At 73.9% G+C, this 12,583-nt stretch carries 10 protein-coding genes; 6 read left to right on the forward strand and 4 right to left on the reverse strand.

The window, feature by feature from the left end; genetic code table 11:
* Positions 1–300, forward strand: a complete 300-nt coding sequence (locus IE246_RS19115) for a CcdB family protein (RefSeq protein WP_189992619.1) — start codon at positions 1–3, stop codon at positions 298–300.
* 3 nt (positions 301–303) lie between these two features.
* On the opposite strand, the gene IE246_RS28185 is transcribed toward IE246_RS19115, so the two are convergent.
* Complete coding sequence (locus tag IE246_RS28185) at positions 304–1,044, reverse strand: calcium-binding protein (protein WP_189992620.1); 741 nt, start codon at positions 1,042–1,044, stop codon at positions 304–306.
* A 165-nt stretch (positions 1,045–1,209) separates the two neighbouring features.
* On the opposite strand from IE246_RS28185, the gene IE246_RS19125 reads away from it, so the two are divergent.
* Positions 1,210–2,097: a DMT family transporter gene (locus tag IE246_RS19125; protein ID WP_189992622.1), complete on the forward strand. Its 888-nt coding sequence runs from the start codon at positions 1,210–1,212 to the stop codon at positions 2,095–2,097.
* A gap of 161 nt (positions 2,098–2,258) precedes the next feature.
* On the opposite strand, the gene IE246_RS19130 is transcribed toward IE246_RS19125, so the two are convergent.
* Positions 2,259–3,965, reverse strand: a complete 1,707-nt coding sequence (locus IE246_RS19130; protein WP_189992624.1) for a hydantoinase B/oxoprolinase family protein — start codon at positions 3,963–3,965, stop codon at positions 2,259–2,261.
* A gap of 11 nt (positions 3,966–3,976) precedes the next feature.
* A complete protein-coding gene (locus tag IE246_RS19135) occupies positions 3,977–6,070 on the reverse strand; it encodes a hydantoinase/oxoprolinase family protein (protein WP_189992626.1) in 2,094 nt (697 codons plus the stop codon).
* 234 nt (positions 6,071–6,304) lie between these two features.
* On the opposite strand from IE246_RS19135, the gene IE246_RS19140 reads away from it, so the two are divergent.
* The gene (locus tag IE246_RS19140) at positions 6,305–7,264 is read left to right on the forward strand and encodes an OmpA family protein (protein ID WP_189992628.1); all 960 of its coding nucleotides are present in this window, start codon (positions 6,305–6,307) and stop codon (positions 7,262–7,264) included.
* A 191-nt stretch (positions 7,265–7,455) separates the two neighbouring features.
* On the forward strand, positions 7,456–8,016 hold the full coding sequence (locus IE246_RS19145; protein ID WP_189992630.1) for a hypothetical protein: 561 nt from the start codon (positions 7,456–7,458) through the stop codon (positions 8,014–8,016).
* 81 nt (positions 8,017–8,097) lie between these two features.
* On the opposite strand, the gene IE246_RS19150 is transcribed toward IE246_RS19145, so the two are convergent.
* A complete protein-coding gene (locus IE246_RS19150) occupies positions 8,098–8,325 on the reverse strand; it encodes a YMGG-like glycine zipper-containing protein (protein ID WP_189992632.1) in 228 nt (75 codons plus the stop codon).
* A gap of 168 nt (positions 8,326–8,493) precedes the next feature.
* Between IE246_RS19150 and IE246_RS19155 the strand changes: the two genes are divergently transcribed.
* The gene (locus IE246_RS19155; RefSeq protein ID WP_189992634.1) at positions 8,494–9,609 is read left to right on the forward strand and encodes an SGNH/GDSL hydrolase family protein; all 1,116 of its coding nucleotides are present in this window, start codon (positions 8,494–8,496) and stop codon (positions 9,607–9,609) included.
* The gene (locus tag IE246_RS19160) at positions 9,606–12,575 is read left to right on the forward strand and encodes a hypothetical protein (protein ID WP_189992636.1); all 2,970 of its coding nucleotides are present in this window, start codon (positions 9,606–9,608) and stop codon (positions 12,573–12,575) included. Before IE246_RS19155 ends, IE246_RS19160 begins: the two co-directional genes overlap by 4 nt.
* Positions 12,576–12,583 lie beyond the last annotated feature (8 nt).

Consider the following 12,583-nt stretch of genomic DNA (forward strand, 5'->3'; position numbering starts at 1 on the left):
GTGCACTGCCTGTACCGGAACGCGGTTGCGAGCGATCCACCCTATCTTCTCGTCATCCAGCATCCGGGGCTTGATCACCTGCTTGAATCCCGGATCGTCGCACCGGTCTTACCGGCCAGCCAAACACCGTCGATTCCTGGCCTCGATCCGCCGGTCCGGGTGGCCGGAGAAGGCTATGTCGCGGTGCTATCGGCGCTCGTCGCGGTCCCGAAGCGCTACCTCGGAGTGGAGATCCCGTATCAGGGGCTCGACGAGGACGACGTCAAACGCTGCCTGGACCCGCTGCTGTACGGAATCTGAGGCCTACAGCGTTGCCACCGCGACCTGGTCCGGGTCGTCGACGCCGATCAGGGTGATCCGGGTGCCGGTGTCGAGCCGGATGAAGACGTCGTCGCCGAGGTCGGTGCGGGTCGACACCGAGACGCCGCCGGCGATCAGGATCTGGTCCTCGGTGACGTCGAAGCCGTGGATGGTGTCGCGGCCCTCGTCGGCGGCGGCATAGGCGAAGCCGTCGGCGCCGAGCCCGCCATACAGGATGTCGCGGCCCTCGCCGCCGCTCAGCCGGTCGTTGCCCTGGCCGCCGTACAGGGTGTCGTCGTCGGCGCCGCCGAACAGCAGGTCGTTGCCCTGGTTGCCGTAGATCAGGTCGTCGCCGGCGCCGCCGGACAGGGTGTCGCGGCCCGCCAGCAGGGACAGCTCGCCGTTGCGCAGCACGTAGACGGTGTCGGAGTTCAGGCCGCCGAACAGGCTGTCGTCGCCGTCGCCGCCCTTCAGCAGGTCGTCGTCCTGGCCGCCGTACAGCAGGTCGTTGCCGGCACCGCCGTCGAGGGTGTCGAGGCCGGTGTTGCCGTAGATCACGTCGTCGTCGGCGAGCCCGGACAGGACGTCCCAGCCGTTGCCGCCGAACATCCGGTCCGCGCGGGCGCTGCCCGTCAGGGTGTCGTCGTCGACCGTGTCGACGATCACCGGGTCGACGGTGACGGTGATCGTCGACTCCGCGAACGGCAGCGCTTCGAAGGCGTCGAGAGAGTCGAGCGTGGGCATGGCAGTCTCCGAAGGCCGGGTTCCGGTCGCCATTCAGGGAAGCAAGAAACGGTCCATCGCGACGGGAACGGGTCCCGGTCGTTCAACGCGCGATCCCGGCCGATCCGTCGCAGTTTACAGTGTCCGAGCGGTGCGGCGGGAGTGTGGCGATGACGGCGGGGGACGATGACCGCGGGGGCGTGCATGGTCGGTGACGCGGTCGCCTTGGCCCTGGTCGCGGCGGTGTTCTTCGGATCGGCGCTGGTGCTGACGCCGTTCGGGCTGCGCCACCTGCCGCCGGTGCGCGGGGCAGCGGTCAGCGTCTCGACCACCGCGGCGGCGTTCCTGCTGGCCTCGCCGCTGCTGGTCGACTGGTCGGCCGCCGCCCTGCCGGCGGTGCTGGTGTTCGCGGCGGTCGGGCTGCTGTTCCCGGCGACCGTCACCATGCTGACCTTCGCCGCCAACCGCCGGCTCGGCCCGCACGTCGCCGGCGCGCTCGGCAATCTGGCCCCCCTGTTCGCCGTGCTGTTCGCCGCCGCCCTGCTCGGCGAGGTGCCGGGGCCGGGCCAGGCCGCCGGCATCCTGTTGGTGGTCGCCGGTGCCACCCTGCTGGTGCTGGCCTCGGCGCGCGGCGGCGGGATCGGCGTGCGGGCGGCCTTCCTGCTGCCGCTGGCAGCGGCCGCGGTCCGCGGCCTGGTGCAGCCGGCGGTGAAGATCGGCTTCGAGACCTGGCCGAGCCCGTACGCCGCCGCCACCGTCGGCTACCTGGTGTCGGCGGTCGTGGTCGTGGGCTTCGCGGCGGCGCGTGGCGGCCTGCCGTCGCTGCGCGGCGACCGCACCGGCGTGCTGTGGTTCGCGGCCGTCGGGCTGTGCAACGGTGCCGCCGTGGTGACCATGTACGCCGCCCTGGCGCGTGGCCCGGTGGCGCTGGTGGCGCCGTTGGTGGCGACCTACCCGCTCGCCACGCTGGCGCTCGGCGCAGTGCTCCTGCGCGGCGTGCGGATCGGCCCGCGGATCGCCGTCGGCGTGGCGGTCACCGTCGCCGGCGTCGCCCTGCTGCTGGCCAGCCGATAGGGAGGTTCGGCGCTCCTATTCCTTGCCGTCATCCCGGGCTGGACCGCCCTCGGCGGGACGGACCCGGGACCCACCCGTCGCTTCGTGGGTCCCGGATCGACTGCGCCGTCGCGCAGCCGTCCGGGATGACGTCAGAACAGGGGGATGATTGGTCGAGACGCTCAGTCGTCGCCGGCGCCGGCCGCCGCGTCCCAGCCGTACACCGCCTTGGCCTGCTCGGGGCTGACGAAGCCGTCGCGGACGTCGACCGCCAGCTGCGCCCGGTCGCGCGCCGCCGGGTCGCCGAGGCCGCCGCCGCCCGGCATCGAGATGATGATCCTGTCGCCGGCTGGGATGGTCTGCCGGCCCTTGCCCTTGAACAGCGGCCCGGAGGCGAGCTGCAGCTTGCCGGCGGTGCCGTCATGGCCGCCGTTGCGGCCGCGCGGCGGGTGGATGACCCGGTCGAACATGCAGTTCATGGCGAACGGCGCGCCGTCGGCGTGGCTGATCTCCATGACCTGGCCGAGTCCGCCGCGATGCGCGCCGGGGCCGCCGGAATCGGTCCGGTACTCCTTCTTCCAGAAGATCAGCGGCGCAATCGTCTCGTTGACCTCGACCGGGGTGTTGCGCACGCCCGACGGAAAGGCGGTGGCGTTCAGCCCGTCCTTGCCCGGCCTGGCGCCGGTGCCGCCGGCGTGGAAGGTGTTCATGGCGAACGGCCGGCTCTTGCCGTAGTCGCCGTCGGCGATGCCGGGGCCGCCCAGCAGCACCGGGTTCCACAGGCAGCTGGTGCCCTCGGCCGGCACCCGGTCGGGGATGACCTGGTTCAGGCAGCCCAGCACCACGTCCGGCAGCATCTGGCCGATCACGTGCCGGCCGGCGACCGCCGCCGGGTGCAGGGCGTTGAGGATCGTGCCCTCCGGCGCGGTCACCCGAACCGCGCCGAGCGAGCCGGCGTTGTTCGGCACCGCCCCGCCGATCACGCAGCGCACCCCGAAGCTGGCATAGGCCTGGGTGTAGGTCAGCGGCACGTTGATGCCGAAGCTCGACGGGCCGGAGGTGCCGGCGAAGTCGACGTCGATGCCGTCGTCGGTCACGGTCAGGGTGCCGACCAGGTCGAGCTCCTTCTCGAAGCCGTCGATCCGCATGGCGTTCTTCCAGGTGCCCTTCGGCAGCTTGCGGATCTCCTCCAGCATGCCGGCCCGGCTGCTCTCGATGATGTGACGGCCGAGCTCGTCCAGGTCGGCCAGACCGAATTCCCGCATCATGTCGACCAGCCGGCGGCCGCCGACCTCGTTGCAGGCCATCAGCGAGTAGATGTCGCCCTCGACCTCGACCGGGTTGCGGACGTTGACCCGGATCACGCCCATCAGGCCCTCGTCGACCGTGCCGCGGCTGGCCAGCCGCATGATCGGCACGTTGATGCCTTCCTCGTAGACCTGCCTCCCGTCCGGGCCGAAGCCGCGGCCGCCGACGTCGACCACGTGGCTGGTGCAGGCGAACAGGCCGACCGGCCGGCCGTCCAGGAAGGTCGGGGTGACCACCGTGAAATCGTTCAGGTGGCCGGTGCCCTTCCAGGGGTCGTTGGTGATGAACACGTCGCCCTCGGCCATGGTGGCGATCGGGAAGGTCTCCAGGAAGAACCCGACCGAGGCGGCCATGGCGTTGACGTGGCCGGGCGTGCCGGTGACGGCCTGGGCCAGCATCCGGCCCTGGGTGTCGAACACCCCGGCCGAGATGTCGCCAGCCTCGCGCGCCGAGGTCGAGAAGGCGGTGCGCACCAGGGTCTGGGCCTGCTCCTCGACGACCGAGAGCAGCCGGTTCCACTGGATCTGCATGTGGATCTGGTCGAGCGCCGTTCTGTTGCCGGTTGGGCGGTTTGCGGTCATGGCGGGTCTCCTCAGGCGGCGCGCTTGGAGGTGAGCATCAGGTAGCCGAGCGGGTTCACCGCGACGTCGAAGGTCGAGGTGACGACGGTGGTGGTCTGGTCCTCGACGATCAGCGCCGGGCCGGCGATGGCGGCCCCGGGGACCAGGTCGTCGCGGGCGTAGATCGCGTAGTCGACGTCCTCCCGGCGGGCCGGGTCGAACACGCTGCGCGAGCCGATCGGCTTCGGTGCCGGCGCGCCGGTACCGGCCGCGGCCGGCGGTTCCGCGTGCACGGTCGGGGCCGAGACCGTCAGGGTCCAGCTCAGGATCTCGGGCTCCTGGCCCGGGATCGTGCGACCGTACAGGGCGGTGTACTCGGCTTCGAAGGCGGCGCGGATGCGGTCGGCGTCGGCCGCGGTCAGGCTGCCGGCCGGCAGCGGCACGCTGATCTCGTGGCCCTGGCCGACGTAGCGCATGAACGCCACCCGGCTCTCGGTCAGGCCCTCCGACCCGGCGCCGGCGACGACGATCCCGGTCGCCTCCCGGCCCATCTCGGCCAGCAGCGCGTTGACCGCGTCGGCGTCGAACTCCGACAGCCGGAGATAGCGGCTGCGCACCACCTCGTAGGAGATCGGCGCCCGCAGGAAGCCGATCGCCGAGCCGACGCCGGCGCCGGTAGGCACCACCACGGTCGCGATGTCGAGCTTCTCGGCGAGCCGGGCGGCGTGCAGCGGGGCGGCACCGCCGAACGCGATCATCGACCGGGCGGTGATGTCCTTGCCCCACTCGATGGCGTGCACGCGGGCGGCGTTGGCCATGTTCTCGTCGACGATCTCGGCGATCGCGAAGGCGCCGAGCCGGCCCTCGAGCTGCATCGGCGCGCCGACCTCGGCGGCGACCGCGCCGGCCGCCGCGTCGACGTCCAGCGCCACCTCGCCGCCGGCGAACCGGGCCGGGTCGATCTTGCCGAGCACCACGTCGCCGTCGGTCACCGTCGGCCGGGTGCCGCCGCGGCCGTAGCAGGCCGGGCCGGGCTCGGACGACGCGCTCTCCGGGCCGACCAGCAGCCGGCCCATGGCGTCGACATGGGCGATCGAGCCGCCGCCGGCGCCGATCTCGACCATCTCGATCGCCGGGATGCGGACCGGCAGGCCGCTGCCCTTGAGGTTGCGGTAGACCCGCGCGACCTCGAAGGTGCGGGTCGACAGCGGCGCGAAGTCGTCGATCAGGCAGATCTTCGCCGTGGTGCCGCCCATGTCGTAGGACAACACGTCCTTCAGGCCGCATTCCTTGGCGATCTCGGTCGCCAGGATGGCGCCGCCGGCCGGGCCCGACTCGACCAGCCGGATCGGGAACCGGATCGCGGTCTCCAGCGTGGTCAGGCCGCCGCCCGAGGTCATCAGCAGGAACGGGCAGCGGTAACCGCGGTCGCGCATGCGGGCGCCGAGCTCGGTCAGGTAGCGCGCCATCTTCGGCTGGACGTAGGCGTTGGCGCAGGCGGTCGACTGCCGCTCGTACTCGCGGATCTCCGGGCACACCTCGCTCGACAGGGTGATCGCCAGGTTCGGATAGGCCTCGGCCAGGATCGCCGCGACCCGGCGCTCGTGGTCGCCGTTGGCGTAGGCGTGCAGCAGGCCGATGGCGACCGCCTCGATCTTCTGCTCGGCGATCGCCGGGATCAGGGCGCGCACCGAATCCTCGTCCAGCGGCACCAGGACCTCGCCGCGGTAGTTCAGGCGCTCGGTCACCGACCAGCGCAGGTAGCGCGGCACCAGCGGCGCCGGCCGGTCGATCGCGATGTCGTACTGCTCGAACCTGTTCTCCTGCGCCATCTCCACGCTGTCGCGGTGGCCGGAACTGGTGATCAGCGCGGTCTTCGCACCCTTGCGCTCGATCAGCGCGTTGGTCGCGAGCGTGGTGCCGTGGATGATCAGCCCGACGCTCTCCGGCGCGATCCCGGCCTCGGCCACGGCCTTGTCGACGCCGGCCAGCACGCCCTCCTCGGGCGCCTGCGGCGTGGTCAGGACCTTGGCGGTGACGCGCCGCGGTCCGATCTCGAGGGCGACATCGGTGAAGGTACCGCCCACGTCGACGGCGAGACGGGGCGCGGAGCTGGAGACAGTCATCGGGGAGCCGTTGTTGCGGTGCGAAAGAAGCCGCCAAGGTTCGCGATCCGACCCCGGTTCGTCAATGGGCCGATTCCGGTCCGGACCGGAACCGCCGGCCGGCCCGGCGGTTGACCGGGTGACTTCGCACGGGGAGTGCCCCGCCCGCCGCCGATCGGCCGGCGACGCAGGTCGCGGCTTCCGGCCGGGCCGGGTCACCCCCCGAGACCACCCGAACCCGGAAGAGGACCGACCATGCGCAAGACCCTGCTCTACGCCCTCCCCGTGACCCTGGCCGCCGGGATCGCCGCAACAGCGCCGGTGGCCGCCGGCGCCGCGACGCTGTTCCCGCTGTTCCCGAACGTCGAGAAGGCCCGGTCGCTGCAGTCCGGCGACGCCACCTTCGGCGACCGGCTGGCCCGCGAGTACAAGGAGCTGTCGCTGTTCGAGGCCGACGAGATGGGCGACTGGGCGGACGCCGACCGCTTCGCGGCGAAGGGCCTGCGGTCGGCCGCCGGCGAGGTGCCGATGCCGGCCGAGCCGGAGAAGTGGGACATCGGCGACGCCGGGGCCCGCAGCGAGCTGCAGTCGGCCCGGGCCGAGCTGGTGACCCTGCTGCAGGGCGGCGGCCGCCAGAAGGCGCCGGCCGAGGCGGCGGTCGCCCAGTCGCGCTACGACTGCTGGGTCGAGCAGGCCGAGGAAGGCCACCAGTTCGACCACATCGCCGCCTGCCGCGCCTCGTTCCTGGCGGCCATGGACGCCCTCAAGGGCGCCCTGGAGCCGACCGCCGTGACCTACGAGACGGTCGAGGAGGAGGTGGCGCGCGACACCGTGTACTTCGACTGGGACAAGGACGCCATCCGCCCGGACCAGCAGCGCGAGCTCGACGCGTTCCTCGGCGAGATGCGGAAGATCGAGCCGGTGACCCTCTACATCGAGGGACACGCCGACACCTCCGGCCCGCAGGACTACAACGCCGACCTGTCGCGCCGGCGTGCCGAGAACGTGCGGGCCGAGTTGCTGCGCCAGGGCATGACGGTCGGCGAGATCAAGGATCTCGACATCGAGGCCAAGGGCGAGAACGAGCCGGCGGTGGCGACCGGCGACGGCGTCAAGGAGCAGCGCAACCGCCGCGTCGTGGTGATCGCCACCGGCCAGGTGAAGCAGGAGAAGACCACCACCGTCGGCCAGAGTGCGGCGACCACCAGGCAGTAGTCGCACCCGTCCGTCGCAGGACAGGCGAGGGCCCGCCGGCCGCCGGCGGGCCCTCGGTCCGTCCGGCGTCGGCTTCGCCGCGATCCTGTCCCGGTAGCCCCGCGGCCCGACCGGCTGTACCCTGGGCGGACGCCAAGGCGGTTCGCACGGTTTCAGCTTGGGGGGCGGTCATGTCTCGTCGGGAACACCGGGTGGCTCAGTCGGCCTGGACGATGTGGGGGCGTGTCCTGCCCCTCCTGGCCGCCCTGTTGCTGGCGGCGCCGGCGGCACACGCTGCGGCCTCGCGGCCGGCCGCATCCACCCAGACGATCGGCGGATACGTCTACTCGTGGTTCGAGTGGGCGATCGCGTTGCCGAAGAGCATGATCCTGGGCGTCGACGCCGACGTGGTCGCAGCCAGGGCGGCGCTGGTCGGCGACATCGAGCGGCTGAAGGCGATGGTGGCGCTGGCCGGCTTCAGGGTCGAGACGGTCAGCGTGGCGATGGGGCTGATTCCGGCGGTCTCCCTGTCGCTGGCCTACGACCGGGCGATCAGCGAGCAGGAGCTGGCGGCGTTGCGCGCGGAGCTGCGCGGCGGAAAGTTCGGCTTCCTCGAGAAGGCGCTGCTCGAGGCCCTGCTGGATGCGTCGTCCGCGACGATCGGCAAGGAAGGGGACAGCCTGAGCCTGGCCAGTGTCGACGTCGACGTCGACGTGATCCCGACGATCACCCTGAACTTCGAAGAGGCCGGCCCCGCCGGCGCGAAGGACTGAGCCGGCCCCGGACCGGGTAAAGAAATGGCCCGCCGTAGGGCGGGCCGGGCAGTGGGGGAGGAACACGCGGGCGGGGAACCGCTACTTCTTCTTGGTCTGGTCGTAGATGTAGCCGCCGGCGGCCCCGACGGCGCCGCCGATGATGGCACCGCAGCTGATGCAGCCGCCGGTCAGCAGCCCGGCCGCGGCACCGGTGCCGGCGCCGAGCGCGCCGCCCGACAGGGTGCGCTGCTGGGTGTCGTTCATGCCCGTGCAGCCGCCGAGCGCGAGCGCGCCGGCCAGGACGGCCGGGAGCAGGATGCGTTGCATGGCTCTCCTCCTGTTGGTTGGGACCGGGCCCGGCCGGGGGCCGGCACAGCCTCGCCGTGACAACGCACGGGCCGGCCGGACGGTTCCGCGCATCGCCGCCGGGTCGGCGCTTTCTTGCCGTTCCGGCATCGAGTCGACTACTGTCCAGCAAAGGGCAGGAGACGCCGGATGGCGCTTCGAGACGGTGCACGGCCGAAACCGCGGTCGACGGCAAGCGCCGCGACGGTGGTCGTCGTGCTGGTCGCCCTGCTGGTCGGCTTCGAGATCATCGCGCGACTGCTCGACGGCGTCGGCTTCATGCCCCGGAACTTCGTCGCCGAGAAGCTGTCCCTGGTGGCGAGCGGGTATCCCGGCGCCTACGATCCGGCGCTCGGCTACGTCCCGGCCCCGGACTACGACGGCACGCCCGGCTCCTGGAACGTTCGGGTGACGGTCGGCCCCCGGTCCCTGCGCGACAACGCGCCGGGCCGGCCGACGCCGGTGCCGGCGGCCGTGGTGGCGGCCGGCGGGTCCTACACCTTCGGGGACGCGGTGTCCGACGCCCATACCTGGCCGGCCCAGCTCGAGGGGCTGCTCGACCAGCCGGTGGCGAACGGCGGGGTGTTCGGCTATGGCCTCGACCAGGCGGTGCTGCGGGCCGAGATGCTGGCGGTCGAGCATCGGCCGTTGGCGCTGGTCGTCGGCTTCGTCTACGACGACGTGCGCCGCACCCAGCTGGTGCAGAACGCCGGCGCGGAGAAGCCGTACTTCGAGGTGGTCGACGGCCGGCTGGAGCTGCGCAACGTGCCGCCTTCGCCGGACCGGCCGCGGGTCGGGCAGCTCGGCGTGGTGCGGACCCTGCTCGGATACAGCTACCTCGCCGACTGGATCGCGCGCCGGGCGGACGCGACCGGCTGGTGGTACGGGCCGGGCTTCGCGGAGGTCCAGGTCCACACCGACGGGCAGGAGGTCGCCTGCCTGTTGATGCACCGGCTGCGGTCGGTGCAGGAGTCGACCGGCGCCCGGGTGATGGTGGTCGCGCAGTATGCCGCCCGCGACCTGGCGACGCCCGACGATCCCCGCTCGGTCGAGGACCTCACCGGCACGGGGCGGGTGCTGGAATGCGCCGCGACGGCCGGGCTGATCGCGGTCGACACCCTGCCGGCGCTGCGCGCCCGCTACCGCGCCGGCCCCACCACCTTCGTCGGGCAGTACTACGTCCGCGCGGTGCCGTCGGCGGCCGGATACCGGGTGGTGGCCGAGCAGGTCGCCGACGCCCTGGCACGCGCCTACGGCGGCGGATGACCGGGGCCGCGGCGCCGCCCTGGACGGCGACCCGGCGCGGCGTCGCGATCCTGGCCGTGGCGGCGCCGGCGGCGGGAGCCGCGGTCGCCGCGCTGCTGCTGCGGCTGCCGCCGCTGTCGACCGCGGCGTCCGACGTGGTCGACTATGCGACCTACCACGGCATGGATCCCGGACACGGCCGGCTGCTGGTCGCGGCCGCCGCCGTGGCTTGGCCTGTCCTGACCCTGCTGACGGTTCTCGGGATACGGCGCCTGTGGCGGCCGGGCGAGGGCGGCTGGACCCGCCGGGCGTTGACTCTGGAGCCACCGGGCCGCGGCCGATACGACCTCGCCGCCGGGCTCACCGACGCCGCCGTGCTGGGGCTCGCGACGGGGCTCGGCTGCTTCCTCGCCTTCGACCTCGGCACTGCCGCGGCGGCGGGCGTGGCGCTGGCGACCGCCGCCGCCCTGGTGGCGGCGACCGGGCGCGATGCCGAGGCCCTGGCCCGCGCAGTCGCCGGCCTGGCGCCGCTCGGCCCGGCGCTGCTGGCGATCGCGTCGGCGCGTACGGTGGTCCATGTGGTCGAGGACGCGGCGATCCAGCCGTATCCGTGGTTCCCGGCCTGGCTCGCCGCGGCCCTCGCGGTTCCCGGCTGGGCGCTGGCGTTCCGGCTCGGGGCCGAGCGGGCGGCGCGCCCGGTCGCCATGCTGTGGGTCGGCCTGCCGCTGGTCTGGCTGCTGGCCGCTCGGCTGCCGGGCGCGGTCGGGCCGCTCGACCTGCTCGGCGAGGGCGAGACCCTGGCCGGGGCGTTCGCCGCGCTCGACGGCCGGTGGCCGTGGGCCGGGTTGTCCGTGATCGCGGGGCCGTGGGCCGACGCCGGCCGGGCGCTGGTCGGCATGACTGTCCTCGAGCCGTCGCGCTGGGGCGCGGTCGCCGGCCAGGCGCTGATCGTGCAGCCGTTCTGGCTCGCCGCCGGCGCCGCGCTGTTCGGCTGGCTGTCCGGCTGGCGCTGGCCGCACGCGGCGCTGGCGACCGTGCTGGCCGCGCTGATGCTGGATGCCGGCCCGGGCCGGGCTCCGGATCTCGGCCTGGTCCTGTGGCCGCCGGTACTGGGCGCTCTCGGGCTGCTGCTGGTCCGCGCCACGGTCGCCCGGGCGCTGGTGCTGGCCGGGCTGGCGGTCCTGCAGGCGCTCCTGGTGCCGGCCTCGGCGCCGGCCGTCGTCGCGGTGCTGGCCGTGCTCCTGCTGCGCGACGCGCTGGCCGGCGAGGGGCGGTGCTGGCGGCGCTTCCGGCCGGCGCTGCTGTACGCGGCCGCGCTCGTCGTGCTGGTGGCGCTCGCCGGTGCCGGGGCGCTCGCCGGTGCCGGAGCGCTCGCGGGCGGTGATGTCGGGCTGCTGGTGCCGGTGCGGCTCGGCTTCGACGCGGCCGGTGCGTTCGACCGCGGCGCGCCGTTCGAAACGACGCTGGTCGCGACGGTGCCGGCCGCCGTCGCGGTCGCCGGGGCGGGACTGGCGGCGATCGCCGCGGCGGCCGGCTGGGCGGCCGTCGGGCGGTGGCGCCTGGATCCGCGCGATTGGGTGGCCGTGGCCGCGGGGGTGGTCGCGCTGACGGCGCTGCCGGGGGCGGCGGGCGGCGACGCCGTCGGGGTGCTGCAGGCCGCGGCCATCCCGGTCGCGGTGTCGGCGGTCCGGCTGCTGACGATGGTCGAGCCGGCGATCCCGGCGGTCCCGGGCGTGCCGCATCCGGTCGTGCTCGGTGGGCTGGTCGCGGCGACGGCCGCTGCCGCGGTCGGCCCCGAGCCCGCCGTCGCGGTCGACCCGGCCGCCGTCGCCGCCCGCCTGCGCCCGACCGTGATCGCCGACGGCGCGCGCCCGCTGATCGGGTACGCCCGGTCGGATGCAGTCGATCCGGCGGTGCTCGACGGCTGGAGGCTGTTGCTCGAGGGCTGGGCCGCGCCGGGTGGCGCGGTCCTGGACATGACCGGTCGGCCGGCGCTATTCCACACGCTGCTCGGCTATCGCCCGGTCGGACGGTTCCTGCACGGCGGTCTCGCCGGGAGCCGCGCGCAGCAGGACGAACTGGCGGCCGAGCTGCGGCGCTCGTCCCCCGAGGCGGTGATCCTGCCGACCGACCCGGGCCTCGACGGGATTCCCGATACGGTGCGCCGTCACCGGCTGACCCGGGCGGTCCTGGAGGACTATGTCCCGGTCGAGGCGTTCGCCGACGGGGTGCTGTACGTGCCGCGCGGGACCGACCTGGCCGACCCCGCGCTGCACGCCCGCGCGGTGATCTGCGACTGGGGCGCCGCCCCGGGACGTCTGCTTCTGGATCCGCCGCGCTCCGGCCCGTCGGAGTGGCCGGCGCGGTCGCTGTCGGGACCGGACACCGTGACCCTCGACGGCCACCTGTCGGCGGCCGCGGACGGCGCGGCGGCGGACCTGGTCGTCGTGCTGCTGGACGGCCGCCCGATCGCCGACGAGGTGCCACGGGGCGAACGGTTCGGGATCACCGTCCAGGCACCGCGCGGAAGCGGGCGGCGGCTGCGGCTCGCCGCGTCGATGCCGGACGGCGGGCTGCGCCCGATCGTCGCCGGTCCGGGCATCGAGTTCGACGGGGATGCGGCCCCCGCCGGTCCGCCGGTGGCCGGGGAGCCGGCGGGTCGGCTGGACCGGCGCGAGATCGCGGTCCACGACGGCGTCCGGCAACTGGCGCCGCTGGCGCTCGGGCCGGCGGAGCGCGCCGGCCTGCGGCTGGTCGTCGCGGGCGGCGACCCGAACCGCCGCTACCGTCTCGCCGACCGCCCTCCCTGGGCGCGCGGGGGGAGCGACGCGGCGATCCGCTTCGGGACGTCGGACGGCGGACGGGCGGCCGTTCCGCTGGGGGCGTGCCCGCAATGGTGGGGCTATCGCGAAGGCCCGCTGTACCTGTGGAGCGAGGACGGCCGGCCGATCGACCGGCTGTCGGTGTTCTGGGCGAAGGGGCCCTGATCGACGAC

The organism is Thalassobaculum fulvum, assembly GCF_014652915.1.
In the GTDB taxonomy this organism is placed as follows: domain Bacteria; phylum Pseudomonadota; class Alphaproteobacteria; order Thalassobaculales; family Thalassobaculaceae; genus Thalassobaculum_A; species Thalassobaculum_A fulvum.